The organism is Nonomuraea candida, assembly GCF_000725485.1.
In the GTDB taxonomy this organism is placed as follows: domain Bacteria; phylum Actinomycetota; class Actinomycetes; order Streptosporangiales; family Streptosporangiaceae; genus Nonomuraea; species Nonomuraea candida.
The window spans coordinates 1-26,531 of the sequence record NZ_JOAG01000065.1 but is presented as its reverse complement, the minus strand read 5'-3'; the positions used below and the strand labels follow the sequence as shown (position 1 = coordinate 26,531).

Annotated in this window: 17 protein-coding genes and 1 pseudogene; 6 read left to right on the top strand and 12 right to left on the bottom strand. The window is 73.6% G+C overall.

The window, feature by feature from the left end; translation table 11 throughout:
• Positions 1–161: 161 nt before the first annotated feature.
• The 3 genes from IO39_RS40280 to IO39_RS51445 all read right to left on the bottom strand — a co-directional run bounded on the left by IO39_RS40280 (position 162) and on the right by IO39_RS51445 (position 3,164).
• On the bottom strand, positions 162–833 hold the full coding sequence (locus tag IO39_RS40280) for a GNAT family N-acetyltransferase (RefSeq protein WP_084774349.1): 672 nt from the start codon (positions 831–833) through the stop codon (positions 162–164).
• A 17-nt stretch (positions 834–850) separates the two neighbouring features.
• On the bottom strand, positions 851–2,413 hold the full coding sequence (locus tag IO39_RS40275; RefSeq protein WP_052423995.1) for an APC family permease: 1,563 nt from the start codon (positions 2,411–2,413) through the stop codon (positions 851–853).
• 118 nt (positions 2,414–2,531) lie between these two features.
• Positions 2,532–3,164 (bottom strand): GOLPH3/VPS74 family protein, encoded by a 633-nt coding sequence (locus IO39_RS51445; protein ID WP_052423994.1) that lies wholly within the window; start codon positions 3,162–3,164, stop codon positions 2,532–2,534.
• Positions 3,165–3,473: 309 nt separating this feature from the next.
• Between IO39_RS51445 and IO39_RS40265 the strand changes: the two genes are divergently transcribed.
• Positions 3,474–5,150 carry a carbamoyltransferase family protein gene (locus tag IO39_RS40265; protein WP_043635719.1) on the top strand — a complete coding sequence of 559 codons (1,677 nt, stop codon included), beginning with the start codon at positions 3,474–3,476 and terminating at the stop codon, positions 5,148–5,150.
• A 69-nt stretch (positions 5,151–5,219) separates the two neighbouring features.
• Here IO39_RS40265 and IO39_RS40260 read toward each other — a convergent pair whose 3' ends face one another.
• Entirely contained in the window at positions 5,220–6,614 is a 1,395-nt protein-coding gene (locus tag IO39_RS40260) for a N,N-dimethylformamidase beta subunit family domain-containing protein (protein ID WP_043635716.1), read from the bottom strand.
• 110 nt (positions 6,615–6,724) lie between these two features.
• On the opposite strand from IO39_RS40260, the gene IO39_RS40255 reads away from it, so the two are divergent.
• Positions 6,725–7,534: an N-acetylmuramoyl-L-alanine amidase gene (locus IO39_RS40255; RefSeq protein ID WP_043635713.1), complete on the top strand. Its 810-nt coding sequence runs from the start codon at positions 6,725–6,727 to the stop codon at positions 7,532–7,534.
• Positions 7,535–7,601: 67 nt separating this feature from the next.
• On the opposite strand, the gene IO39_RS40250 is transcribed toward IO39_RS40255, so the two are convergent.
• On the bottom strand, positions 7,602–8,252 hold the full coding sequence (locus IO39_RS40250; protein WP_043635711.1) for a TetR/AcrR family transcriptional regulator: 651 nt from the start codon (positions 8,250–8,252) through the stop codon (positions 7,602–7,604).
• Between the two features lie 101 nt (positions 8,253–8,353).
• On the opposite strand from IO39_RS40250, the gene IO39_RS40245 reads away from it, so the two are divergent.
• A complete protein-coding gene (locus tag IO39_RS40245; RefSeq protein WP_043635708.1) occupies positions 8,354–9,454 on the top strand; it encodes an EstA family serine hydrolase in 1,101 nt (366 codons plus the stop codon).
• Positions 9,455–9,502: 48 nt separating this feature from the next.
• On the opposite strand, the gene IO39_RS40240 is transcribed toward IO39_RS40245, so the two are convergent.
• Positions 9,503–9,688: a hypothetical protein gene (locus IO39_RS40240; RefSeq protein WP_043635705.1), complete on the bottom strand. Its 186-nt coding sequence runs from the start codon at positions 9,686–9,688 to the stop codon at positions 9,503–9,505.
• 272 nt (positions 9,689–9,960) lie between these two features.
• Here IO39_RS40240 and IO39_RS40235 point away from each other — a divergent pair, with 272 nt between their 5' ends.
• The gene (locus tag IO39_RS40235; RefSeq protein ID WP_043635702.1) at positions 9,961–10,779 is read left to right on the top strand and encodes an SAM-dependent methyltransferase; all 819 of its coding nucleotides are present in this window, start codon (positions 9,961–9,963) and stop codon (positions 10,777–10,779) included.
• 7 nt (positions 10,780–10,786) lie between these two features.
• On the opposite strand, the gene IO39_RS40230 is transcribed toward IO39_RS40235, so the two are convergent.
• Positions 10,787–11,929 (bottom strand): FAD-dependent monooxygenase, encoded by a 1,143-nt coding sequence (locus IO39_RS40230; protein WP_043635747.1) that lies wholly within the window; start codon positions 11,927–11,929, stop codon positions 10,787–10,789.
• 67 nt (positions 11,930–11,996) lie between these two features.
• Positions 11,997–15,404 carry an AfsR/SARP family transcriptional regulator gene (locus tag IO39_RS58355; RefSeq protein ID WP_043635744.1) on the bottom strand — a complete coding sequence of 1,136 codons (3,408 nt, stop codon included), beginning with the start codon at positions 15,402–15,404 and terminating at the stop codon, positions 11,997–11,999.
• A 262-nt stretch (positions 15,405–15,666) separates the two neighbouring features.
• Between IO39_RS58355 and IO39_RS40220 the strand changes: the two genes are divergently transcribed.
• Positions 15,667–19,086, top strand: coding sequence for a M20/M25/M40 family metallo-hydrolase (locus IO39_RS40220; RefSeq protein WP_043635699.1), 3,420 nt, complete (start codon positions 15,667–15,669; stop codon positions 19,084–19,086).
• A 91-nt stretch (positions 19,087–19,177) separates the two neighbouring features.
• Here the strand turns inward: IO39_RS40220 and IO39_RS53525 are convergent, their stop codons facing one another.
• On the bottom strand, positions 19,178–22,471 hold the full coding sequence (locus IO39_RS53525) for a helix-turn-helix transcriptional regulator (protein ID WP_245642555.1): 3,294 nt from the start codon (positions 22,469–22,471) through the stop codon (positions 19,178–19,180).
• A gap of 209 nt (positions 22,472–22,680) precedes the next feature.
• Entirely contained in the window at positions 22,681–24,222 is a 1,542-nt protein-coding gene (locus IO39_RS40210; protein WP_052423991.1) for an MDR family MFS transporter, read from the bottom strand.
• Positions 24,223–24,331: 109 nt separating this feature from the next.
• On the opposite strand from IO39_RS40210, the gene IO39_RS40205 reads away from it, so the two are divergent.
• Positions 24,332–24,910, top strand: coding sequence for a TetR/AcrR family transcriptional regulator (locus IO39_RS40205; protein ID WP_043635696.1), 579 nt, complete (start codon positions 24,332–24,334; stop codon positions 24,908–24,910).
• A gap of 87 nt (positions 24,911–24,997) precedes the next feature.
• Here IO39_RS40205 and IO39_RS40200 read toward each other — a convergent pair whose 3' ends face one another.
• Positions 24,998–26,215 (bottom strand): serine hydrolase domain-containing protein, encoded by a 1,218-nt coding sequence (locus tag IO39_RS40200; RefSeq protein ID WP_052423990.1) that lies wholly within the window; start codon positions 26,213–26,215, stop codon positions 24,998–25,000.
• A gap of 118 nt (positions 26,216–26,333) precedes the next feature.
• Positions 26,334–26,531: pseudogene (locus IO39_RS56330) on the bottom strand (alkaline D-peptidase); the annotation flags it as partial.

The window sequence follows — 26,531 nt, the reverse complement described above, 5'->3', positions numbered from 1 at the left end:
CATGCACACGATGAGCCATGCTCGTCATTCTGTGAACTGGACAGCGCGGTAAATGTCGGCGGTCAAATCTGTGACGCCTCACAAAGGGCGTCTCACAAAAGGCGTCTCACCAAGGGCGTCTCACCAAGCCCGCCCCACGCGGGCACACGAGCGGACCATCCTCACGGGGCGCCCGGCCGCCACATGGGCCAGAACAGCGTGCCGTCCGGCAGCGCGAACGGCTCGCGCGCCCGGTAGCCGTGGCGTGCGTACAGGTCGCGGTTGCGCGGGTCGCTGGCCTCCAGGTACGCCGGCAGCCCGCCCAGCCGCGCGTGCTGGTGGCGCAGCAGCGTCGTGCCGAGCCCCTGGTCCTGCCGGTCGGGATGGACGGCCAGGAAGGCCAGGTGATGGTGCGGCGGCTCCGGATGGTTCTTCTCGAACAGCTCGTCCAGGACCCGGAACCGGCCGGCCCACTCGCCCGTGGCCTCGGCCAGCCGCCGGTCGTAGTCGCGCGGCAGCGGCAGCGGCGTGACGTACGGGAACCACACGGCGACCGCCGGCCCGCTGTCGATCAGGTGCACCTCGCCGTGCTCCAGCGCATGCTCCACGAAGATCCGGAAGTTGGCCGCGAGGACGCGGTGCCGCTGCCTGCGCTCGGGCACCAGGTAGGACGTGGCCCGCAGCCCGGCGAACGCGGTCGCGATCAGCTCGGCCACCCGCCCCGCGTCCTCGGCCGTCGCGGCGCGCACCGCCGGCCGTAACGCGAACGTCTCCCCTGCGCTGGAGTCGAGGGCCGGCCAGGGCCCGAAGGGCTCCTCGCGGACGGCCGGCCTCGCCTCGGGCTTCTCCTCCATGAGACTCCTCTCGTCGGTCATGCGGTGCCCTGAGCGGTGTCGTCGTGGGCGGCGTTCTGGGCGGTGGTCTGGGCGGTGGTCTGGGCGGTGGTCTGGGCGGCGTTCTGGGCGGTGGCCGCCTTGGCGCCCATCCCCACCGCGGCGTAGACGGCGGGCTGCCGGGCGCGCAGCACGAGCGCCCAGCCAGCGCCCAGCAGCGCGGCGACGCCGTAGACGGCGGGCAGCACCCGGGCCAGCGCGTCGCCCTGGGGCACGCCGAGCAGCGCCCAGAAGTTGTCCAGCGCGAGCCAGACCATCACGGCCAGCGCGATCGCGGCGGGCACGGGCGCGACCAGCCGGCGGGAGAGGGTCTCGCCGTGCGGCTCGCGGGCGAAGAAGACGATGATCGCGATGGCCGTCACGAAGATCAGCAGCAGCACGCCGAGGCCGCCGAACGCCCCGCCGTAGAAGAAGAGCTGCACGAGCGGGTCGAGGCCGAGCAGCGCGTACAGCACGATCGTGGCCAGGCCGAGCGTGCTCTGCGCGATCGAGCCGGCCTTGGGCGCGCCGCTGCGGGTGTGCGTGCGGCCGAAGACGGCCGGCAGCACCCGCTCGCGGCCGAGCGCGAAGAAGTAGCGGGAGGTGGTGTTGTGGAACGAGATCATCGCGGCGAAGACGCTGGTGGCGAAGAGCACCCGGGCGATGTCCACCACGACCGGGCCCAGGTGCGCCTGCGCGAGCAGGAAGATGGTCTCCGCCTGGTCGCGGCGGGCGGTGGCGACGATCTGGCCGGGGCCGGTGGCGACCGTCATGGCCCAGGACGACAGCGCGTACACGAAGGCGATGATCGCCACGGACGAGTAGGTGGCCAGCGGCACCGTGCGCCGGGGCTGCCGGCTCTCCTCGGAGAACACCACGGACGACTCGAACCCGACGAACCCCAGCGTCGCCAGCACCAGCAGCGCTCCCACGCCGGGCACGAACAGCGCGGCCGGCGACAGCGTCTCCAGCGAGTAGCCGGAGGCGGCCGGGTTGATCAGGTCGGCCACGTCGAACAACAGGATGACCGCCACCTCGGCGGTCAGCAGCACGGCCAGCAGCCGGCCGTTGACGTCCACCCGCATCATGCCCAGGAGCGCGACCAGCGCCCAGGCGACCAGCGAGACCGCCCACCAGGCGGGCGTGATGCCCAGCCACCCTTCCAGCAGCGGCGCGGTCGCCACGCCGAAGGCGCCGTAGAGCGCCACCTGCAACGTGTTGTACGCCACCAGCGCCATCCAGGCCGCCGCGATGCCGGCCGGACGGCCCAGCCCCCGGGTGACGTAGGTGTAGAACGCGCCGGCGTTGGCCATGTGCCGGGCCATCGCCACGTACCCGACCGCGAACACCGACAGCACCACGCCCACCACCACGAAGGCGATCGGCAGCCCGGTGATCCCGGTGACGGCGTAGCCGGTGGTGATGACCCCGGCCACGACGGTGAGCGGCGCGGCGGCCGACAGGACGAAGTAGACGACCGAGGGCGCGCCGAGCCGGTTGGCGGCCAGCGCGCCGGCCACCGGGTCACGCCCGGCGCCGGTCCGAGTGGTGCTACGCGTCATGGTCCTTCCCGAGGTGTGCGGAGGATCGGGGGGGTGCGGGTGGGCGGATGCGGGGGAGGCGGGTGCGGGTGGGCGGATGCGGGGGAGGCAGGTGTGGGGGAGGCGGGTGCGGCGCGTCTTACGTGCGGTAGGTGAGGACGGCGTCGCCCGCGGCGGCGTACACCTGGTGGCTCAGGTCGCGCAGCGGCTGGGGCATGGTGGCCAGCAGGGTGGTCAGGTAGTCGCGGGCCGCCCGGCGGTTGCCGGGGTCGTCGAGCACGGCGTCGGTCAGGTCGCAGGCGTCCACGAGCGTGGCCAGCGCCATGTCCTGCGGCGCCAGCGGCCCGCACCGCGTCAGCGCCAGCCGCAGCCGGGTCACGGGCCACATGGCCCGGCCGAAGTCGGTGGCGAAGAACCGGGACCGGCTGCGCCGGAAGATCTTCCGATTTTCGGGTTCGAGCAGCCCGGAATTCACGAGTCGCCCGCTCACTTCTGCGACCGAGCGTTGCGCGAGATAGGCCAGCCAGGTGCGCACGTCGGTATGATGCGGCGAATTCCGCAGGTCGGCCAGCACCTTGTCGGCCACGCTCTCCCGTACCGCGTGGCCGTCCACCAGGTCGAGCCGCACGCCGCGCACGATCACCCGCTGGTGCAGCACCAGCTCCCCGATCAGCGCCCCGGCCAGGCCCAGCGCGAGACCCCGAACGTGCAGGCGGGGTTTGCCCGTGCCGGTCGTGTCCCAGGAGACCAGGAAGAAATCATCGGCTAACACGTGAATTGGTCCGATCGTTATCGGTATAAAGGGACGACCGGCTTTCGGCCGGCGGCTTGTGGCCGCAGCCGAAACTTCTATCAAGAAGATCTTCTCCGGGGAAGGCCCGTTTGTCCGCAAGTCGCAACGGTGGCGACATTAATGGCCAATATGATGATTTATCCGTATTTGGGGAATCAAAGGGCTGTGCCGCTGGTGAGAAGTCGTGTGAAGGGCCGCCAAGGCTGACGTGTCCCTTACGCGGTTGGGAGATCGACTTGTTCTGACCTGGGGTATCGGTGCCCCTGATCACGATCAGGAGGCACCCGGATGGCGGACTTTCCCATAGTCGTCGGCATAAATCGCACCCAGGATGGTTCCATCGCTGTCGCGGTGGGCGAGTCGGGCATGTACAGCCTGCAGAAGGAGCGCGTCACCCGCCGCAAGCACCACTGGGGGCGCCTCGGCGACCTCCCCGACCGCTACCTGCCCGCCATGCCGCTGCTGAAGGAGCCGGTGGACCTGGTCGTGGAGGGCTACTCCTCCGACACCGAGATCGAGCACGTGGGGGCGTACCAGGAAGAGGTGCGCGAGACGCTCGGGCTCAAGGACGGCGCCCGGATCGTGCTGGTCTCCCACCACCTCACCCACCTCTACAGCGCCTTCTACCCCTCGCCGTTCGAGGAGGCGGCGGGGCTGGTGATCGACGCGCAGGGCAGCCGGGTCAAGGACTTCACCGAGGAGGTCGAGCTGCCGCCGGGCACGGACGGCGAGCTGCTGGAGGTGTCCTCCTTCTACCGGTGCGCGCGCGGGCGCGTCGAGTGCCTGGCCAAGCAGCTCTGGGACGGCGACTGGGCGCGGCCGGCCGGGCTCGGCTGCTTCTACGCGCTGCTGACGAAGATGATGTGGCCCGAGGGCGAGGGCAACGAGGGCAAGGTGATGGGGCTGGCCCCGTTCGGCGACCCGGACGCGCTGGGCCTGCCCGACCTCGACGTGCGCGGCCACGAGGTGCACATCCCGCCCGCCTGGCTGGCCGTGTTCGGCCGCCGCGAGGACTTCGTCTACGAGCCGGGCGGCGAGGAGTTCCGCCGCGCCGCGAACCTGGCCGCCGCCGGCCAGCGCGCCTTCGAGCGCGCCCTGGCCGCGCTGGCCGCCTGGCTGCACGCCAGGACCGGCCTGGACGCGCTGGCCTTCGCCGGCGGCACCGCGCTGAACTGCTCGGCCAACGGCCGGCTCATCCGCGAGTCCCCGTTCCGCGAGGTGTTCATCCCGCCCAGCCCGCACGACGGCGGCACGGCCGTCGGCTGCGCCCTGTACGGGCTCATCGCCTGCCTCGGCGTCGAGAGCCGCTTCCGCTGGACGAACGACTTCCTCGGCCCCGACCCCGACGAGAGCGAGATCGAGGCGGCCGTGCGCGGCCTGCCCGACGGCCTGTCCGCCGAGCGGCCGGAGGACCTGGTGGGCGAGCTGACCGCGCTGCTGGAGAGCGGCCGCGTGGTGGGGCTGCACCAGGGCCGCAGCGAGTCGGGCCCCAGGGCGCTGGGCAACCGCAGCATCCTCGGCGACCCGCGCAGACCCGACATGCAGGACTACATCAACTTCGAGGTGAAGGGGCGCGAGTGGTTCCGCCCGCTGGCGCCGCTGGTGCTGGCCGAGCACGCCGGGCGCATCTTCGAGGTGGACCGCCCGGCCCCGTTCATGCAGTACGCCGCCGCCGTCCGGCCCGAGCACCGCGAGCTGCTGCCCGGCATCACGCACGTGGACGGCACGGCCAGGCTGCAGACCGTGGAGGCGGAGCAGACGCCGTTCCTGCACGCCCTGCTGACCAGGTGGCACGAGCGGACGGGCACGCCGGTCCTGATCAACACCTCGCTCAACGGGCCGGGGGAGCCGCTGACGGAGACGCCCGAGCACTCGATCGAGACGCTGCGGGCCACCGGCATGCACGCGCTGGCGATGCCGCCGTACCTGATCCGCAAGCGCGAGGAGCCGCCGCTGCCGGGCTGACCGGCGGGCCGCGCGGCGGGCAGGCGCCGAGGGCCGGGAGCGGCGGGTGGCGCCGAGGGCGGCGGCGGGTCAGGAGAGGCGGTCGAGCACGTTCACCGTGATGCGCGCGACGGGCGGGCAGGTGGCCAGGGCGCGGGGCCAGTCGGTGGTGGCGGCGGTGAAGACGGTGCCGCCGGACGCGTGCGGGCCCACCGTGTGCAGGCCCACCGTGTGCAGGCCCATCGTGGCGGCGCCGTTCCCGAGGCCCCAGCCGCTCGCCCTGGCGTCACCGACGGCGAGGATCGTGAAGCCGGCGGGCGTGCCGTCGGCCCCGGTGGGCGCGTGCGGCGGCGGCGCGGCGCGGTCGAAGGCGGCGCCGTCGCACTCGTAGCCGACCAGGTTCTCCGCCAGGCCGAACACCTCGCCGTCGGACAGCCCGGTGCCCTCGTAGACCCAGTGATCGGCGTGCTGCACCCGGAAGCCCACCGGGACCGGGTGCTCGTCGCGGTCGCGCTCGCCGCCGTTGCGGAAGCTCACCCCGGTCAGCTCGTTCTCGGGCCGGCCCAGCTCGTGCCAGGGCGCGACGCGGGAGAAGGTGACGGCGTCGTGGAAGACCACCCGCCACCAGCAGGTGTTGCCGCCGAAGAAGGCCACGTTGCCCCCGCCCGCGACGTGGCGGGCGACGGCGGCGCGCATGGCGTCGCTCCAGTACTCGTCGTGCCCGGCGCTCACCAGCAGCCGGTACGGCTCCAGCAGCGCCGGCCCCTCCCGGTGCAGGTCGAGGTCGGTGCAGTAGTCCACGGCGTATCCCCGGCGCGCCAGCCAGGCGACGAACGGGCCGTCCCAGTGCGCGAACGTCTGGCGCGGCGTCGGGTCGTAGGGGTCGAAGTTGAAGACGTCGTACGGCGTCGCCCCCGTCCCGCCGCCCGGCCGGTGCAGCCCCACCCCGGGGGACAGCCCGCCGGGCACCTCCTCCGGCCTGGGCATGTTGTAGAGGCACCAGTGCCCGTCCCCGCGCTCCGGGTCGTAGGCCCGGCCGTCGATGAGGTTGTAGGCGTGGTAGGTCAGCAGCGGCAGCTTGTAGAGGATCCGGGCCGCCGGGCGCGGGGGCCGTACCACGAACAGGGCCTTGGCCTCGCGCCCGTCGGCCGTGGTGCGGTCGGGGTCGGTCAGGTCGCCGCCGTTGTCGTCGCCCTCCACCAGCACCGCGACGTAGACCCCGGGCTCGGCCGGGACCGGCAGCGGATAGGCCGGCCACGGCTTGAGCGGCTCGCCGCGCAGCCCCGTGCCGGGCTCGCCCCAGTCGTGCCAGGGCAGGTGCGGCGGCGCGTCCTCGCCGGGCAGCCACGGCGACTTCTCGCACAGCGTCAGCCCGTCGCCGCAGCGGTGCAGCTCGACCCGGAACCACGGCGCGTCCGTCGCCACCCGCAACGTCATCCGCCCGCCCGCGCGCGGGCTCGGCTGCTCTGCGTAACCTCGGATCACACCGCCGATTCCTAACCCTCCCGGCGGCGCGGAAAACCCGGATCGCGACACGAAATCGCAGGTCACCGGGGTCTTGGGATTCGCGTCCCCGTCCCGGTACGGTCGGTCCCATGCGTGCTGACCGAGCCGGTCGCGTGGCCTTGGCCGCGCTCGCCGCGCTGATGTCCGGACTGTCCGCCGGATGCGGCGGCGGCGCCGTGCCCGCCGCGCGCGAGGCGGCGCTGCCCGCCTCCCCGACCGCCACGCAGCCGACCGGGGACCGCCCGCTGGCGGGCAGGACCGTGGTCCTCGACCCGGGGCACAACGGCGGCAACGCCGCGCACCCCGAGGAGATCAACCGCCAGGTCGACGTCATCAACGGCCGCAAGGCGTGCAACACCACCGGCACCCGGACCGACGACGGCTATCCCGAGCACGCCTTCACCTGGGACGTCGCCGCGCGGCTGAAGCCGATCCTGGAGGGGATGGGGGCGAAGGTCGTGCTCACCCGGCCCGACGACAAGGGCGTGGGGCCCTGCGTCACCGAGCGGGCCGCCATCGGCAACGAGGCCAGGGCCGACGCCGTCCTGTCCATCCACGGCGACGGTGCCGCGCCGGGCGGGCACGGGTTCCACGTGATCACGCCGGGGCTGCTGCCGGGGCACAACGACAAGGTCATCAAGCCGTCGCGCCGGCTCGGCCGCGACATCCGCGACGCCTACCGGGCCGGCACCGGGATGCCGTACGCCACCTACACGGCGCGCGACGGCCTGCAGAGCCGTACCGACCTGGGCGGGCTCAACCTGTCGAAGCGGCCGGCGGTGTTCATCGAGTGCGGCAACATGCGCAACGAGGGCGACGCCGCCAAGATGTCCGACGGCGCCTTCCGGCAGCGCATGGCCACCGCCCTCGCCGCCGGGCTCAAGCGGTATCTGACCTAGCGCCCGTCCCGGGGTCCGAGCCGGGCGCCGGTCTCACGTGCCGGACGGGCTCAGGGGCAGGCCGGGCTCACGTGCCGGCCGGGCCTGCGCCGGGGGCGGCGTAGGCGCGCAGGAACACCTCGACCCCCGCCTCCGCGAGGCGTTCGAGGTCGGCCTCGGTGTAGTGCGCGCCGCCGCCCGAGAACATCACCTTGTTCACCGGGATCCACAGCAGCAGGCCGACGAAGTGCTCGGCGGCCAGTCGCGGGTCGTCGGCGCGCATCAGCCCGCGCTCGGTCAGCCGGGCGAAGGTCGCGGTCATGGTCTCCAGCGAGCGCTCGAAGCCCTGCTCGTACCAGGTGCGGCCGAGGTCGGGGAACCGGTCGGCCTCGGCGATCACCAATCGGCGCAGCCGCAGCACGTCGGGGCTCATGATCCGGGCCAGGAAGCGGCGGGCCAGCTCGCCGAGGTCCTTCTCCAGGTCCTCGCTGTCGTCGAGGACCGCGGTGATCATCTTGGCCAGCTCCTCCACCTGGCCGGTGGTCTCCATGATGAGGCTGGTGAAGAGCTGTTCCTTGTCGGTGAAGTGCTTGTAGACGGTCTGCTTGGAGACCGAGGCCACCGCCGCCACCTCGTCCATGCTGGTGCCCACGTAGCCGTTGTGCAGGAAGACGGGGAGCGCCGCCTCGAGGATCTGCCTGCGCTTGCGTGCCGTCCGGCCGTCTTGCTCGTCTGCCATGACCGCCCTCTCGTTCGCTTGCCATAACAGTACTAGACAGTTCCGTACTGATACGAGTACTGTACCGTCTAGTTCCAGCGGTGAACAAGGAGGGAAACACCATGAGCGACCTTCAGCAGCAGGTGCAGGAAGCGGCCGACAAGCTCGTCGAGTCCGGCGAGGAGCGCGGCCTCCAGGTGGCCGTCTACCGGGACGGCGTCCAGATCGTGGACGTGGTGGCCGGCGTGGCCGACCCCGGGACCGGCCGGCCCGTCACGTCCGACACGCCCTTCTACAACTTCTCCATCGGCAAGGGCGCCACCTCGGCGGTCGCGCACGTGCTGGCCGAGCGGGGGCTGTTCGGCTACGACACCCGGGTGGCCGAGCTGTGGCCGGAGTTCGGGCGGCACGGCAAGGAGGCCGTCACCGTACGGCACGTGCTCTCGCACACGGCGGGCGTGCCCGGGGTGCCGCTCGACACCACGCCCGAGGACGTCTGCGACTGGGGCAGGATGACCGCCGCGCTGGAGGAGGCCGAGCTGTGGTGGGAGCCGGGCACCAAGATGGGCTACCACGCCTACACGTTCGGGTTCCTGGTCGGCGAGATCGTCCGGCGGGTGACCGGCAAGCCCATCTCGCAGGTGCTCGCCGAGGACGTGGCGGGGCCGCTGGGGATCGCCGACGAGCTCTACTTCGGGATGCCGGAGAAGGAGCACGCCCGGCTGGCCCGGCTGGAGGACGCCCCCATGGACATGTCCGAGTGGGGCGAGATGCCGGCCGACCTGCCGATGTTCAAGGCCGCGCCGATGGCGCTGATGCCCGGCGCCGACCTCGGCAACCGGCCCGACTACCTGTCGGCCGACATCCCCGCCGGCGGCAAGACCTCCGCCAGGGCCATCGCCCGCCTGTACGCGGCGCTGCTCGGCGAGGTGGACGGGACGCGGCTGATCTCGGCCGAGCGGCTGAACGAGGTCACGGCCGTCGTGTCGAGCGGCGTGGACGAGGTCTTCGGCATGCCGTCGGCGTGGGGGCTCGGGTTCAACATCGGCGCGCCGGGCTCGACCCCCGAGCAGACGCCGAACGTGTTCGGGATCGGCGGCGCGGGCGGCAGCACGGCCTGGGCCGACAAGGAGACCGGCACCACGTTCGCGCTCACCAAGAACCGGCTCACCAACGACTTCACCGCGGCCGCGACCTTCAGCGAGATCGTCAACCGCGCCTGACCTGCCGCCCGCCCGCTCACGCCCGGCCCGCGCGCGCCGGGGCGGCGGTCAGCCGTCGCGGCAGAGGGGCTGGCCCCCGACCACGCACGCGATGTCGTCGAGCCGGCAGCTCAGCAGGGTCCCGTCCATGCCGAGCACGAGCACCAGGTCGCACCGGGACGGATGGGTCAGCATGACCCTGCCGACGACACCGTTGTCCAGGACGACGGTGGGGCGGCCTGCCGTGTCGTTCATGCCCTCGCGGCTCCTCTCAGGTCCGGAACGAGGCCCGCACCGGACCCGTCCCCACCAGGATGCACAGGCTCGGGCCCCGAGCGCATCGGTCATGCGTCGGTAATTACGTCCGTCCTGGGAAGGAGCTTCCGGCCCGGTGGCCGGAGCAGCGCTCCCGCGAGCCCGGCGGGAGCGGTGGATGTTCACCCCCAGCGTCAGGGTGAGTCCCGTGACAGCGGTGAACCGGCGAGTAGGATGTCGCCTCAGTTCCCCTCGGTGAAGGAGACGGTTCGGTGACCGAGCCAGAACGCGTTCCACCGGGCGTGGACCCCTCCGTCCCCAGCTCGGCCCGGGTCTACGACTATCTGCTCGGCGGCAAGGACAACCTGGCGGTGGACCGGGCGGTGGCCGACCGGCTGCTGGCCGTCGCCCCCGACACCCGCCTGGTCGCGCGGGCCAACCGGCACTTCCAGATCGAGGCCGTCCGGCATCTGGCCGAGCTGGGCGTACGCCAGTTCATCGACCTGGGCACCGGCATCCCCACCACGCCCAGCATCCACGAGACCGTGCGCTCGGTGAGCCCCGCCTGCCGCGTCGTCTACGTCGACTACGACCCGGTGGTCCGCCTGCACGCCCAGGTGCTGCTGGCCGACGCCCCCGGCGTGGCCGGCATCCAGGCCGACCTGCGCCGCCCCGGCGACATCCTGGGCGACCCGCACGTCACCGGGCTGATCGACTTCGACCAGCCGGTGTGCGTGCTGATGGTCGGCGTGCTGCACTTCGTGATGGACGAGGAGGACCCGGCCGGCATCGTGGCCGCCTTCCGGCGGAGCATGCGGGGCGGCGGCTATCTGGTGCTCTCGCACGCGATGGCCGAGAGCGCCCCCGAGGCCATCGCCCAGCTCCAGCAGGCCACGGCCGGCTCGCCCGCGCAGGCCAGGTTCCGCGACCGGGCCGAGGTGCTGGCGTTGTTCGACGGGTTCGAGCTGATCGGGCCGGGTTTCGTGCCGGTGCAGGACTGGCGCGTGCGGCCCGACGACGGCCACCTCCCCCTGCTCGACGGCACCCCGCACCTCCACGTGTACGGCGGGGTCGGCAGGGCTGGAGCCTGACCAAGGTTCAGTACGACTTGAGGTGGATGTCCGTCGCGAACCTGTCGCCCATCCTCATCATCAGGCCGAGCAGGAAGCGGTGCTTGAACATCCGGTTGCGCATCCGGATGCGCATGGGGGTGGCCGGGGCGAGGAAGGGGCCGGTGTTGCCGTTCTGGGAGATCCTGGCGTACGGCCGGAACTGCCGCTCGTACTCGGCGAAGGCCCTGCGGTGATCACCGCCCGCCGCGGCCAGCTCGCCCGCCAGCACGTACGCGCCCACCATGGCCAGCCCGGTGCCGAAGCCGCCCAGCGTGTTGCCGAACGCGGCGTCGCCGAGCAGCACCGTCCGGCCCGCGCTGTAGCGGTCGATCCTGACCTGGCTGATCGCGTCGAGATAGACGTCGCGCGAGCGGCGCACCGCTTCCACGACCTCGGGGGTCCGCCAGCGCATGCCCGTGAAGACGCGCGCCAGGATCTCCGCCTGCTGCCGGGCGTCGTAGCGGTCGTAGTCGAGAGGCTCGGAGGCGAAGACGAAGAACGCCGGCGCCTTCGGCCCGCCCACCGCGACCAGCCGGCCCGGCTCGTTGTACATCCGCGGCACCGCGCCGAAGTCCTCCTCGACGTCCACCAGCGCGTAGTAGTGGCCGAGGTGGCGCACGTAGTCCCGCTCGGGGCCGAAGGCGAGGCGGCGCACGTTCGAGTGGATGCCGTCCGCCCCGACGACCAGGTCGAACGTGCGGGAGGTGGCGCGTTCGAAGGTGACCTCGACGCCGCCCGGGGTCTCGGTGAGCGAGGTGATCGAGTCGCCGAAGACGTACTCGCAGGAGGAGGCGGTGCGCTCGTACATGATCCTGGACAGGTCGCCGCGCAGGATCTCCAGGGCGCCGCCGGTGAACTCGCCGGGCATCACCGCCAGCCTGCGGCCGTTGGCGTCCACGATCTCCTGGTCGGTGCCGCCGGTCTGCAGGCGGCGCACCTCGTCCAGGATGCCCATGCGGCTCAGCACGGTCAGGTGGGTCTCCCCCTTGAAGTCCACGGCCTGGCCGCCGGGGCGCAGGTGAGGGGCCTTCTCGACGACGGTGACCGTGAATCCGTGGTGCGTGAGCCAGTGGGCGAGGGCCGGGCCGGCGATGCCGGCCCCGGAAATGAGCACGTTCGTGTTCCGCATGCCCGGCAGCTTCGCCACCCCCGCTGACAACCGGACGACCAGCCGCTGACAACGGGGCACGCGCCGGTCAGCGCGGGGGGCCGCCGTCGGCGGCGGCGCGCAGGATGGCCGGCGCCTCGTCCGGGCGCACGGCCGCGCCCCTGGCGTACGCCGCCGCGAACGCCTCGGCCCCGAGCACCCGGATGGCGCCGGCGGTGGTCGCGGCCACGTCCCGGTCCCCGGCCACGGCCATGCCCCGCAGCGCCACCGCGACCCCGAGCAACAACGCCGCCCGCTCGGCCCCCGCCATCACCAGCCGTTCGTCCGGGTGCGGCGCGCTCGGAAAGGTGGCCTCGAAGAGGGACTGGGCGGCCAGGCCCTCGGCGACGCCGGCGAGGTCGGCGGCCAGCGGGGTGCCGAGCGCGGCGGTCAGCGCCTCGGCGTGCCTGCGCGCGGCCCCGGCCACGTCGCCGTTCGCCTCGGCCAGCCGGCCCAGCGCCGTCAGCACCCGCGACCTCGTACCCTCGGAGGTGAACGCGCCGGTCACCGAGCCGGCCAGGGCGGCTTCGAGCCGCCGCACCGCCTCGTCCAGGTCGCCCTCGAAGCGGGCCATCTCGCCGAGCTGGAGCTGCACCCAGGCCATCAGCTCCGGCCGGCCCAGCCGCCGCTCCAGCTCGCCCGCCCGCTCGTAGTCGGCGCGGGCGGCCCGCGCGTCACCCGCCCGCCAGTGCGCGCCGGCCCGCCGGCCCAGCACGTCGGCCAGCTCGTCCAGCGCGCCGAGCTCTTCGAGCAGCGCGAGCGCCCGCTCCCACAGCTCGAACGCATGCTCCCAGTCGCCGCGCCAGCTCGCCGTCAGGGCCAGCCAGTCGAGCGCCTGCGCCGCGCCCCAGCGCTCCCCGACCGCGCCGAACTCCGCCAGCACCCGCTCCAGCTCCGGCTCGGCCTCGGTGACCGAGCCGTTGAGCAGGGACATCAGCGCGATGCTGAGCCGGCCGAGCGCGTGGCTCCACGGCTCCGGGCCCAGCATCCGCCGTCCCCGCGCCGCCGACACCTCGTCCTGGGGCGGGCCCGCGATCATGCCCCACAACGCCACGCCGAACCGGTAGCGCATCGGCCGGTCGAGCGACTCGACGATCTCCCGGGCCCGCGCCCAGTGCGGGGAGCCCGACTCGGGGACGGCGTGCAGCACCGCCAGCACGTACTCCTCCGCCAGCCCGCCTTCCGCCTCAGGCCCGCTCTCCCGCTCGGCGGAGTCGAGCAGGCGTACGGCGTGCCGGACGGCCTGGCCGCGCCGCCCGCTCAGCCACCAGTACATGGCCAGCGTCGCCACCAGCCGCCACGCCGTCGGCCGGTCGTGCGCCACGCTCCAGCGCAGCGCCGCCTGGAGGTTGGCGTTGTCGGCCGACAGCCGGGCCAGCCATTCGAGCTGTTCGGCCTGGTAGAGGTGGTCGTGGGCGCGGCGCGCGAGGTCGAGGGACCAGGCGGCGTGCGCCCGGCGCAGCCGCTCCTCCTCGCCCGCCTCGGCCAGCCGCTCCAGGCAGAACAGCCGGATGGTGTCGAGCATCTGGTACCGCTCGCCGTCGGTCTCGACGAGCGACTTGTCCACCAGATCCGCCAGCACCCCGGCCAGGTCCGCCGTGCCCGCGAGGGGATCGGTGGCGGAGACCTGCGGCGCACTCGCCGTTCCGGCCGGGGCGCGGGTGGTGACGGGGTGCGCTGCGACCGCCGTTTCCGCCGGGGGAGCGGGGCCGGCGCAGACGCGTTCCACCGCCTCCAGGGTGGCGCCGCCGGTGAACACCGAGAACCGCCGGGCCAGGGCCTGCTCCTCGGGGCCGAGCAGGCTCCAGCTCCACTCGACCACGGCGTGCAGCGTCCGGTGGCGGGCGGCGGCGGTGCGGTCGCCGCGCGAGAGCAGCCGGAACCTGCCGTGCTCGGCCAGCCGGTCGGCGATCTCCGCCACCCCGAACGTGCGCACCCGCGCCGCCGCCAGCTCGATGGCCAGCGGCAGGCCGTCCAGCGCGGCGCAGATCCGCGACACCGCCTCCAGGTTGCCGGCGTCGAGGGCGAACCCCTGCCGTACGGCCGCCGCCCGGTCGGCGAACAGCCTGACCGCCGGGTAGCCGAGCGGGTCGGCGGGCGGCGGCGCGCCGGGCGGTGGGGTGGGCAGGGGCGCGAGCGGGATCAGGCGCTCCCCGGTGAGGCCCAGCGGCTCCCTGCTGGTGGCCAGGATGGTCAGGCCGGGGCAGTGCGCGAGCAGGCGGCGGGCCAGCGCGGCCGCCTCGGCGACGACGTGCTCGCAGTTGTCCAGGATGAGGAGGAGGTCCTGCCCGGACAGCGCGGCCACGAGCCGGTCGGCGGGGTCGGGCCCGCCCGCGCCGTACGGCCTGAGCGCCGGCTCCCGCACCCCGAGCGCCCCGAGCACCGCCTGCGCCACCTGCCCACCCGACGGCATCCGGGGTCCGAGGCCGGCCTGCCCGCCCCCGGACGTCACGAGGCCGGAGCCGGCCTGCCCGCTCCCGGGCGTTCCGGTTCCCGGAGGGGGGTCGGGTGTGGCGGGGTCGGCGAGGGACAGGTCCACGAAGTGGGCCCCGGCGGGGCCGCGGGCCGTCGCCTCGATGGCCAGGCGGGTCTTGCCCGTGCCGCCCGGCCCGACGATGGTGACCAGGCGGGACGTGCGCAGGGCGGTCGCCAGCAGGGCCAGCTCCTCCTCCCGCCCCACGAAGCTGGTGAGCTGCGCGGGCACGCCGGGCCGGGCCGGGCGCTCGCGTTCCTCGCCCCGCAGGATCTCCAGGTGCAGGGCGGCCAGCTCGGGCGAGGGGTCGGCGCCGAGCTCGGCGGCCAGCAGCCGCCGCCCCTCGTCGTAGACGGCCAGGGCCTCCGCCTGGCGGGCCCGGGCGCGCAGGGCGCGCATCAGCAGGCCGCGGGCCCGTTCCCGCAGCGGGTGGGCGGCGACCAGCTCGCGCAGCCCGGCCTCGGGGGCGGTGCCGGGCAGGGCCAGCTCGGCTTCGTACAGGTCCTCGGAGGCGGTCAGGCGCAGCTCCTCCAGGCGGCGCGCCTGCGGCCCGGCGAACGGCGCGCCGGTCAGGTCCGCGAACGCGGGGCCGCGCCACAGCGCCAGCCCCTCCCGCAGCACGCCGGCGGCGACGCCGGGCCGGCCCGCCGACAGCAGCGCGCGCCCCTCCCCGGCCAGCCGCTCGAAGCGGTGCGCGTCCACGTGCTCCCGATCCACCGCCAGCAGGTAACCGGTCCCGTGGAACTCGATCAGCCCGTCGGGCAGGCGCCGCCGGAGCCGGGAGATGCCCGCCTGCACGGCGTTGGCCGCGCCCGCCGGAGGGCGGTCGCCGTACTGGCCGTCGATGAGGCGGTCGAGGCTCACCAGCCGTCCGGCGTCGAGCAGCAGCATCGCCAGCAGCGCGCGCGGGCGCGGCCCGCCGACGGCGACCGGGTCACCCTCGGCCGACCGGACCACGAGCGGGCCGAGGACGCCGAACTGCACGCCCTGATTGTCCCGCACCTCACCAGGCGAAACGGAATTATCGGTATCCCTACCGATGCACATACGTATTTCCCCGCCGGGAGCGAGCGCTTAGCGTCGGGCGGCAACAAGGCGAAAGGGCCCGCTCGCTTTCCCGTCACCCTCCCATCACCCCCCATTTCCCTGACGGACGCGAACCCAGGCGAACCCGGGTGACGCGCCGGCCGCCGCGCGCTCACAAGCGCCCGGCGGCCCGGGGAAACGCCGAAAGGAGCACCCCAGCGTGAAACGCAAAGCCCTGCTCGCGGCGGTCGTCGGCGTGGCCACGGCCGCGACGATGGCGTTACCCGCGTCATCCGCGCACGCGGCCCCTCCGGGGGCGGCCAGATCCCAGCAGCAGGCCGCCCAGGCGACCGCCGACCCGGCCGCGCTCGCGGCGGCGGTCGCCGACCGGGCCGTCTCCAGCCAGCTCGACGCGCTCACCAGGGGCCCGGACGAGGCGTACAGCCGCGTCTCGGTCACGCCGGGCGCCAGTGACATGTTCTACGTGGCGTACGAGCGCACGTACAAGGGCCTGCCCATGGTGGGCGGCGACGCCGTCGTGGTCACCGACGCGGCGGGGAACGTCAGGGACACGGTCGCGGCCTCCGGCCCGAGCCCGCGCGACGTGCCGACGAAACCCGTGATCACCGCGGAGCGGGCCACGGAGGTCGCCAAGGGCGTGCTGACGCGGGTGGACGACACCGCCAAGCCCCGCCTGGTCGTGCTGGCCTGGGGCGAGAAGCCCCGCCTGACCTGGGAGGCCGTGGTCAGCGGCATCGCCGGGGAAGGCAAGCCGAGCATCCAGCACGTGTTCGTGGACGCGCGCACCGGCAGGATCGCCGACTCCTACGACCTCGTACGCGCCGGCACCGGCAACGGCTACTACTACGGCCAGGTGACGATCAACACCAGCGGGTCCGGCAGCTCGTACTCGATGACCGACTCCACCAGGCCGGGCATCCAGTGCGGCGGCCAGAACGGCGCCGCCTACACCGGCCCCGACGACTCGTGGGGCAACGGCTCGGGCACCAACCTGGAGAGCGCCTGCGTGGACGCCCTGTACGGCGTGCAGCGCGAGTGGGACATGCTGCGCGAATGGCTGGGCCGCAACGGCATCAACGGCAGCGGCCGCGGCTTCCCGGCCCGGGTCGGGCTGAACCAGGCCAACGCCTACTGGAACGGCAGCTACACCAACTTCGGCCGCAACCAGGCGGGCACCCAGCAGGCCACCCCCATGGACGTCGTGGCCCACGAGTACGGCCACGCGATCTTCCAGACCACCCCCGGCGGCGCCGGCTCGGGCAACGAGAACGGCGGCATCAACGAGGGCACCGGCGACATCTTCGGCGCGCTCACCGAGCACTACGCCAACCACCCCAGCGACCCGCCGGACTACCTGGTGGGCGAGGAGGTCAACCTGGTCGGGCAGGGCCCGATCCGCAACATGTACAACCCGAACGCGCTGGGCGACCCGAACTGCTACTCGTCCGCGATCCCGACCACCGAGGTGCACGCGGCGGCCGGCCCGCTCAACCACTGGTTCTACCTGCTGGCCGAGGGCAACAACCCGGGCGGCGGCAAGCCGTCCAGCCCGATCTGCAGCGGCGGCCCGTCGTCGGTCACCGGCATCGGCATCCAGAAGGCCGGCAAGATCTTCATGGGGGCGCTCTCCCGGAAGACCTCGACCTGGCGCTACACGAACGTCCGCGCCGCCTCCGTCGCGGCCGTCATCGAGCTGTACGGCGCGAGCAGCGTCGAGTGCAACACCACCAAGGCGGCCTGGAGCGCGGTCAGCGTGGCGGCGGCGGCGAACGAGCCCGCGTGCGGCACGCCGGGCGACAGCGACTTCTCGCTCTCGCTCAGCCCGGTCTCCGGCAGCGCGGCGCCGGGCCAGACGGTCAGCACCACGGTCGCCACGCAGACCACCCAGGGCAGCGCCCAGACGGTGACCCTGTCGGCCACCGGCCTGCCCGCCGGCACCACGGCGACCTTCACCCCGCCCTCGGTGACCTCGGGCGCCTCCTCGACGCTGCGGCTGGCGGTCGGCTCGTCCACGGCGCAGGGCACGTACCCGATCACCGTCACCGGCACGGGCACGGCCACCCACTCCGCCACCTACACGCTGAGGGTCGCCCAGGGCCCCGGTGACGACGACCCGCCGGACATCAGCCTGACCAACGTCAAGGCGCACCTGGCGCAGTTCCAGTCGATCGCCTCCGGCAACGGCGGCAACCGCAGGTCCACCGGCAACGGCTACCTGCAGTCGGTCTCGTACGTCGAGGAGAAGCTGCGCGCGGCCGGCTACAACGTCGTGCGCCAGAACTGCACCACCGCCTACTGCAGCAGCGGCGCGGGCCCGAACCTGATCGCCGACTGGCCCGGCGGCGACGCCAACCAGGTCATCATGTCCGGCGCGCACCTCGACGGCGTCGCGGCGGGGCCGGGCATCAACGACAACGCCTCCGGCTCGGCGAACCTGCTCGAAGTCGCCCTGACCCTGGCCCAGCGCAACCCGACGCTGGCCAAGCACGTCAGGTTCGGCTGGTGGACCGACGAGGAGCAGGGGCTCAACGGCTCGCAGTATTACGTGGCCTCGCTCAGCGCCGCCGAGCGGCAGCGGATCCAGGTCTACTACAACTACGACATGACGGGCTCCATCAACGGCGGCTACTTCATCAACAACATCACCACGGCCGGGGCGTCGTACCTGAAGGAGTTCTACGACCGGCTGAACCTGCAGCCCGAGGAGAACGTCGAGGGCGCCAACCGCTCCGACGACGCCTCCTTCCGCAACGCCGGCATCGCCAGCTCCGGAGTCGCGGCGGGCGCCAGCGCCGTCAAGACCTCGGCGCAGGCCGCCAAGTGGGGCGGCACGGCCGGGCGCGCGTTCGACCCCTGCTACCACGCCTCCTGCGACACCACCGCCAACATCAGCGACACCGTCCTGGACCGGGCGGCGGACGCGGCGATGTGGGCGATCTGGAAGCAGGCCGTGACCAGCACCCCGCCCACACGCGACTTCTCGATCTCGGCCGGCCCGGCGAGCGGCACCGTGCAGGCGGGCTCGGAGATCACGTCCACGATCGCGACCAGCACCACGGCCGGCGCCGCCCAGACCGTGAACCTGTCCGCGAGCGGCCTGCCGAGCGGCGCCACGGCCACGTTCGCCCCGACCTCGGTCACCTCCGGCGGATCGGCCAGGCTGACGATCGCGACCACGCCCACCACGCCGGCCGGCAGCTACACCGTCACGGTGACCGGCACGGGTGAGACGGTCACGCGGACGGCGACGTACGCGCTGACCGTGCAGGGCACCTCGGGCGGCCGGACGTTCACCAACGACACCGACTACCCGATCAACGACTACGCCAACACCCAGAGCTCGGTCTCCTCGACGGCGACGGGCAGCGCGACCTCCCCGGTCCAGCTGTCCATCACGATCAGCCACACGTGCGCCGAGGACCTCGACATCTGGCTCCGCGGCCCCAACGGCACCTGGTACGTCGTCGACCGGTACGGCGGCACCACCTGCACGCCGTACGGCACCAGGACGTTCACCGTCCCGGTGAGCCAGCAGGCGGCCGGCACGTGGGTGCTCGACATCGAGGACGTCTACTCCGGTGACACCGGCTTCCTCGACTCGTGGAGCATCACCGTCTGACCGCCCACCGCCCCGGGGCGCCGCCGACCTGCCCGCCGGCGCCCCGGGGGAGCGGACCTCTATCCGCTCGACGACTCGGGGGAGCGGACCTCTATCCGCTCGACGACTCGGGGGTGACGGGCCCCGGCCGCTCCTGTGGCGGCCGGGGTTCCCGCACCTCGGCCCGGGTGCGCACGCCCAGCTTCTGCAGCACGCGCGCGACGTGCGTGTCCACCGTCCGCTGGGACAGGAACAGCACCTCGGCGATCTCCCTGTTCGTCCGGCCGAGCGCGACCAGCCTGGCCACCTCGCTCTCCCTCGGCGACAACACCCCGCCGCCCGCCCTCCTGGCCCGGCGCGGCACGGCCGGCCTGCCGGGGCCCAGCTCCCGCAGCAGGCGGCGGCAGCGGGCGGCGTCGTGCGTGGCCCCCAGAGAGGCGTACCACTCGCCCGCCTCGGCGATCAGGTCCCCGGCCCCGGGTCCGGCAGCGGGCCCGGGCCCGGGTTCGGGGGCGGGCCCGGGCTCGGGGGCGGGTGCGCCGGCCGCGAGGGCCAGCCGGGCGGACGCCTCGGACTCGGCCGCCCGCGCCGCCGCGTACGGGCGGGGCATCGCCAGGTACGCCGCCCGCGCCCGCGCGTACCGCCGCGCCGCCTCCTCGTACGCGCCCGCGTCCCTGGCCAGCTCGCCCCTGGCCACGTCGAGCCCGGCGTGCGCGGAGGGCGCGTTCCTGCCCTCGATGCCCGCCGCGAACTCGGCCACCAGCTCCGCCGCCTCCCCCGACCGCCCGGCCCTCAGCAGCGCCGCGACGGCGGCCGGCACGAGCTGGTCGCCCCACACCCACACGCCCTTGCGCCGCAGCCGGGTCACCGCCAGGTCCGCCGCCGCCAGCGCCTGCCGCAGCGCGCCGCGCGTCAGGTGCAGCTCGACCAGCCCGCTCGACCCGGCCACGGCGACCGGCAGGAACCCCGAGTCCAGGTCCCGTACGCCGGCCGCCTCCAGGTGCTCGCCGGCCTCGTCCCACTCGCCCCTGGCCAGGGCCAGCACGCCGAGCGCGAGCCGGGCCTCGACGGCCAGCAGCGGCGCCTCGTACGTCATCTCGACGGCCGCCGTCGCCCGCTCGCGCAGGCCGTCCCAGTGGCCGGTCAGCAGGTCCAGCCGGATCGAGGACATCTCCACCAGGAACGCCGGGTACAGCGCCCCGGTCTCCTCGGCGACGCGCCTGCTCTGGTCGCCGAACCGGGCGGCGGCGGCGTAGTGGCCGAGGGCGAGGGCGGCGTCGTACAGGTTGGAGTAGCCGCGCGCCACCTGCCTGCGCACGGCCGCCGACGGGTCGTTGACCGGCAGCGTGCCGGCCAGCTCGAAGGCGTCCCGCGAGCCGACGAGCATGGCCATGCTCACCTTGTTGGCCAGCACGGCGGCGGTCAGCTCCGGCTCCTGGTCCTCGACCAGCAGCTTCTCCGCCTGGGCCATCCACTCCTCGTGCATGGCCAGCGGCTCGCCGCCCCACACCGGCATGGCCAGCAGCGCCAGGCCGCGGGCGGCCAGGCAGGGACTGTCGGCCAGGTCGGGCAGGGCGGCCAGGATCTCCTGGCGGCCCGCGGTGATCGCCCCGGCCTGGTTGGACAGCAGCACGCCCAGGTTGAGGCGGGCCTCGCCGCGCACCCGGTGGGACAGGAAGTCGTCGGAGAGCAGGTGGCGCAGGATGCGCACGACGCGGCGGTGCGACAGTCCGACCGCGGCGATCCTGCTGAGCCGCAGCGCCAGCGGGCCCCGGGCGTCGCGGGGCAGCTTCGGGTCGGCGAGCAGCCCTTCGAGCAGCTCCACGGCCAGCGGGATGTCGCCGATCGCGGCGGCGTGGTCGGCGGCGGCGGCCCCGTGACGCTGCCAGGCGGCGAAGTCGCCGGCGCGGCGGGCGTGGTGGGCGAGCTGGACGAGGGGCGGCGGGTCGAGCGCGGCCAGCGCGGCCATGGCGCGCCGGTGGGCGAGGCGGCGCTCGGGGCCGGGGATGGCGTCGTAGACGGCCTGCTGGGCGAGGGCGTGGCGGAAGCCGTACTGGCCGTCGCGCTGTTCGAGCAGCACCCCGGCCCGCAACGCCTCCCCCAGCCCGGACCCCGCCGCCCGGGGTTCCGCTGAGGGGGGTGCCGGCCGAGCGGGATCGGGGGCCGGAGCCGGGGGCCGTGCCGCCGGCCCGGCGGGGTCGCCGCCGAAGAGGGCGGGCTCGTCGCAGGCGACGGCGTTGATCAGGGACTCCTCGGCGGGCAGGCCCAGGACGGCGGCGGCGTGGACGGCGCGCAGCGCGGCCGGCGACAGGCCGGTGAGCCGCTCGGCCATGGCCTCGCGCAGCAGCACCGGCACGGCCATGCCGTCGAGCGCCTCGGGCCCCGGCATCCGGCCCTCGCCCTCCGCCCGGGGCGGCCGGCTCTCTCCCTCCGGCCACGGGGAACGGCTCTCACCCTCCGCCCGGGGCGGCCGGCTCTCTCCCTCGGGCCACGGGGAACGGCTCTCACCCTCCGCCCGGGGCGGCCGGCTCTCGCCCTCGGGCCAGGATGAACGGCCTTCGCCCTCCGTCCGGAGGGGGCGGCCCTCGCTCTCGGCCCGGGAGCGGCGGTTCGGGCCGGGCGGTTCGGGGAGGCGGCCCTCGTCGTCGAGCAGGGAGCGCACCACCTCCTCGATCACGAACGGCACCCCGGCCGTGCGTTCGTGCAGCTTGGCCGCGAAGGCCGCGGTGGGGGCCGACTTGAGCAGCGCCCCGGCCAGGCTGCGCACGCCCTCGACGTCGAGCGGCGTCAGCGAGATCACCTCGCTGCGCACCCCGGGCGTGCGCCGGTACGCGTGCCCGAACGGCAGCCCCGCCACCGGCAGCTCCTCCCTGCGGAACGTCACCACCAGCGCCAGCCCGTCGGGCGGCTGGTCGGTGAGGAAGCGCAGCAGGTCGCGGGTGCCGTCGTCGGCCCAGTGCAGGTCCTCGACCACGAGCACGACGGCGCCGGCCGCGCCCAGCAGCGCGTGGACCGCGCGGAAGAGGTGGTGGCGCTCGGCCCGGGGGTCGCCCGCGGGCAGGGACGGGGCCGGGGGCAGGTGCCCGGCCAGCTCGGGCAGGTAGCCGCGCAGCGCCCCGGTGACCGGGCTGAGCCGGTCGCGGCCGGGCAGGGCCGCCGCGACGTGGCGCAGCGCGTCGAACACCGGCCCGTACGGGAAGGGCTCGCGGATCTGGTGACAGTGGCCGAACAGCACGGTCCGCTCGCCGTCGGGCAGCAGGTCGATCGCCGCCCTGACGAGGCTGGTCTTGCCGATCCCCGCCTCGCCCTGCACCTGGGTGACGGAGGGCGGGCAGGTGATCGCGCCGACGAGTAATCGCAGGTGGGTGTCGCGCCCGATCAGCGCAGGAGAAGCCAGGCTTGCCATCGGGGTCTCCGTAACAGTGGCAGGTTTTCTCCATTCACCTCGCGAGTGTGCTGGCTTCTCACTCATTCGTCCATCGCCTGTCGGGGACGGACGTCAAACCCCGGGCCGGAGTCCCGGCCCGGGGCACGGAAGTGATCATGTGAGAGATAATGATCTTGTGCGAGCCCTGACCGCAGCCGGGGCTCGCACACTCTCCACTCTGCCCCGCGTCAGGTGCGGCGGGCCGGGGTCTTGCCGTCCGCCACGGGGGCGGGCAGGTCGAGGCTGTCGCGGAGCTTGACCGGCTTGAGGAACAGGGTCGCGATCAGGCCGACGACCGCGATGGCCGCCGAGATGAGGAAGATGTGACCGGTGGCGTCGCCGTACGCGGCCCGGACGACCGCCGCGACCGGCTCGGGCAGGGCCGCGATGTTGAGCGTGCTGCTGCCGCCCGCCGCGCCGGCCGCGTCGATGCCCACCTTGGCCAGCCCCTCCTTGATCGCCGCGGCGACCTGGTTGGCCAGCACCGCGCCGAGGACCGACACGCCGATCGTGCCGCCCAGCGAGCGGAAGAACGTGACCGCGCCGCTGGCCGCGCCCAGCTCGCGCAGCGGGACGGTGTTCTGGATGGCCAGGACGAGGTTCTGCATCGACATGCCGACCCCGGCGCCGACCAGCACCATCGCCACGGAGATGAACACCAGCGAGGTCTCGTGGTCCATCGTCGCCAGCCCGAGGAAGCCCACCGTGAGCACGGCGGACCCGACCACGATGTACGGCTTGACGTTCCCGCTCTTGGAGATCATGCGCCCGGTGACGGTCGAGGAGACCAGCACGCCCAGCATCATCGGGATCGTGAGCAGGCCGGCCTCGGTCGGGCTGTAGCCGCGGCCGATCTGGAAGTACTGTCCGAGGAAGACCGAGCCGCCGAACATCGCCATGCCGACCGCGAGGCTGGCCAGGATCGCCAGCGCCGGCGTACGGCGGCGGACGACGTGCAGCGGCACCACCGGCTCCTTCACCCGCGTCTCGACCCACGTCGCCAGGGCGAGCAGGACCACCCCGCCGAGCACCATCGCGGCGGTCTGCCAGGACAGCCAGTCGAAGGAGTTGCCCACGAAGGTGACCCAGATGAGCAGCACGCTGACGCCCGCCGCGATGAGGGTCGCGCCCACGTAGTCGACCTTGACGCCCGCACGCCGCACGTCGACCGTCTTGAGCGTCTTCTGCAGCAGCGCGAAGGCCACCACGGTGAACGGCACCGCGATGAAGAAGCACCAGCGCCAGCCCAGCCAGGAGGTGTCCGCGATCAGCCCGCCGAGCAGCGGCCCGGCCACCGTGGCCACGGCCATGACGCCGCCGAGGTAGCCGTTGTAGCGCCCGCGCTCCTTCGGCGAGATCATCGCGGCGATGATCACCTGCACCAGCACCTGCAGCGCGCCCATGCCGAGCCCCTGCACGGCGCGGAAGGCGATGAGCTGCCCGGTGTCCTGGGCGAAGCCGCAGGCCAGCGAGCTGACCATGAAGATCACGATGGAGAGCTGGAGCAGCAGCTTCTTGCTGAACAGGTCCGCCAGCTTGCCCCAGATCGGCGTGGAGGCCGTGGAGGCCAGGAGCGAGGCGGTGACGACCCAGGTGTACTGGGACTGGGTGCCGTTGAGCGCGCCGATGATCTGCGGCAGCGCCACCGACACGATCGTGGCGCTGATCATCGCCACGAACAGCACCAGCAGCAGCCCGCTGAGGGCCTCCATGATCTGTTTGTGACTCATCTGCTGTGGTGGTGCGTTCACGCTGGTCCCCCCAATAGGTAAATAACTGCCCGGTGGGAAACTTTGCCCGATGAGAATATATTCCCTCCAAGGTAGGATGATTCTCACCATGGAGACCACGGTGGGGTTGCGCGAGCGCAAGAAGGCCGAGACCCGTCAGGCGGTGCACGAGGCGGCGCTGCGGCTCGTGGTCGAGCACGGGCTCGACGACGTCACCGTCGAGGCGATCGCCGACGCGGCGAACATCTCGCGCCGGACGTTCTCCAACTACTTCTCCTCGAAGGAGGACGCGCTGCTCTACGGCGAGGAGCAGCGCATCAGGACCCTGGTGGAGCAGGTGCGGGCGCAGCCGCCCGGGCTGACCGCCTGGCAGGCGCTGCGCGGCTCGGCCGAGGGGCTGCACCGGCAGCTCGGGGAGCCGGAGCGGGAGTGGTCGCTGCGCACCCGGCTGGCGCGCCGGCACCCGTCGCTGCTGGCCCGGCAGCTCGCCAACCACGCCCGGCTGGAGCGCGACCTGGCCGAGGCCGTCTCCGGGCGGTCCAGCGACGTGCCGCCCCGGGTGCTGGCGGCGGCCTTCCTGGTCGGGCTGCGGCTGGCCTCGCACGTGTGGGCGGAGGAACGCGAGGCCCGCACGCTGCGCGAGGTCATGGGCGAGACCCTCGACCAGATGTCCCGCCAGTTCACCTGACCCCGCGCGGGGACGGGCAGGTGACCAGGCCGGCGCCGGGAAGGACGCACGGCCCGCCGAGCCGGCTCGGTCACGTCAGCCTGCGGCTCACCCGTCGCAGAACACGTCCTTGACGAGGTTGTCCACCAGCTGCTGGAAGCTCGCCGCCGGGCCTCTGGTGGCCTCGTCCACCCAGGTCACCGAGCCGGTCACGGTCGTCCTGCCGTCGGGCGAGCTGTACATCAGCGCCCCGTAGCCGTGCGGGGGGCTGCCCTCGTGCTGGTACACGGTGCCGCAGCCCGGGCCCAGGTCCTCGACGAACAGTCCGAGGCCGTAGCCCATCTTGGGGTGCGGCGTGCGCATCTCGGCGAGCAGCGGGGCGGGCAGGAGCTTGCCGCCGTTCAGCGCGGAGATGAACGTGTGCAGGTCCTGGGTGGTGGAGATCAGGTCACCGGCGCCGGCCAGCAGGGACAGGTTCTGCCGGCTGATGTCGACCACCTGCTCCTGGCCGGCGGCGTCTCGGTAGCGGTAGTAGCCGCGGGCGTGCGGCCCGGGCAGCCGCGTCCGGTCACCCGGCACCGAAGTGCCCTTCAGGCCGAGCGGCCGCAGGATGCGCCGCCGCAGCTCCTCGGCGTAGGAGCGGCCGGTGACCTTCTCGATCAGCAGCAGGGCCAGGGTGTAGGTGGTGTTCGTGTACTGCTGGTCGCTGCCCGGCTCGAACCGTAGTGGCTTGGACAGTGCCACCCTGACCAGCTCCTCCGGCCGGTAGGAGCGGAAGCGCTCGGGCAGCCAGGCGTCGCCGTTGGCGGAGATGCCCGGCACCCACGTCCCGTCGGGGTCGAAGTCGCCGGTGTAGTTGAACAAGCCGCTGGTGTGCTGCAGCAGCATCCGCACCGTGATCCGCCGGTCCAGGCCGAGCTCGGGCAGGTAGCCGGCCACGGGGGCGTCCAGGGCGATCCTGCCCTCGGCCACCAGTTGCAGCACCAGGGTCGCGGTGAAGGGCTTGACGACGCTGCCCGTCCAGAACCGCCCGTCCGTGGGCGGCTTGGCGGCCTGGCCGAGCGCGCGCACTCCGGCGCTGCCGGTCCACTCACCCCGCTCGTCGTGCACGCGCAGTTGCACTCCGGTGAAACCGGCATCGACGAACGCCTGCATGGCCTCGCGCAGCTCCGGGCGGTCCTGACCGGCAGCCGCCGCCGGCGCGGTCACGCCGGCGGTCGCGGCGGCCGGGCCGGGGGTGGCCGTTCCGGCCAGCAGCGTGGCGGCCAGCGTCGTGACCGCCACGCGCCGCAGGGCCTTGGTCGCCGGTGAGGGTTGGGTGTTCATGGTTCCTCGTCTTCAGTGTCGTGCTCACGGCGAACGACTCGCCGGGTGCTGCGCGGGATGCGGGGAATGCGGGGGTCGGGGATGCGCAGGGTCGGGGATGCGCAAGGCCGGTGCCCGTCTACTGGGCGGGTGCGGTGCCGAAGACCGCGGCGACGAGGCGCTGGGTGGCCTGCTGGAAGGCGGCGCTCATGGAGAGGGTGGCGTCGTCGACGTAGTTGAGGGCGGCGGTCAGGGTGGTGCCGGCGTCGGGGGTGCTGTACATGAGGGCGGCGTGGCCGGCGATGCCGCCGTTGTGGGTGATGACGGTGCCGCCGCC

Coding starts and splice junctions, on each gene's coding strand:
- IO39_RS40280 (WP_084774349.1), bottom strand. CDS start 833: ATGGAGGAGAAGCCCGAGGCGAGGCCGGCCGTCCGCGAGGAGCCCTTC.
- IO39_RS40275 (WP_052423995.1), bottom strand. CDS start 2,413: ATGACGCGTAGCACCACTCGGACCGGCGCCGGGCGTGACCCGGTGGCC.
- IO39_RS40265 (WP_043635719.1), top strand. CDS start 3,474: ATGGCGGACTTTCCCATAGTCGTCGGCATAAATCGCACCCAGGATGGT.
- IO39_RS40255 (WP_043635713.1), top strand. CDS start 6,725: ATGCGTGCTGACCGAGCCGGTCGCGTGGCCTTGGCCGCGCTCGCCGCG.
- IO39_RS40250 (WP_043635711.1), bottom strand. CDS start 8,252: ATGGCAGACGAGCAAGACGGCCGGACGGCACGCAAGCGCAGGCAGATC.
- IO39_RS40245 (WP_043635708.1), top strand. CDS start 8,354: ATGAGCGACCTTCAGCAGCAGGTGCAGGAAGCGGCCGACAAGCTCGTC.
- IO39_RS40240 (WP_043635705.1), bottom strand. CDS start 9,688: ATGAACGACACGGCAGGCCGCCCCACCGTCGTCCTGGACAACGGTGTC.
- IO39_RS40230 (WP_043635747.1), bottom strand. CDS start 11,929: ATGCGGAACACGAACGTGCTCATTTCCGGGGCCGGCATCGCCGGCCCG.
- IO39_RS53525 (WP_245642555.1), bottom strand. CDS start 22,471: ATGGCAAGCCTGGCTTCTCCTGCGCTGATCGGGCGCGACACCCACCTG.
- IO39_RS40210 (WP_052423991.1), bottom strand. CDS start 24,222: ATGAGTCACAAACAGATCATGGAGGCCCTCAGCGGGCTGCTGCTGGTG.
- IO39_RS40205 (WP_043635696.1), top strand. CDS start 24,332: ATGGAGACCACGGTGGGGTTGCGCGAGCGCAAGAAGGCCGAGACCCGT.
- IO39_RS40200 (WP_052423990.1), bottom strand. CDS start 26,215: ATGAACACCCAACCCTCACCGGCGACCAAGGCCCTGCGGCGCGTGGCG.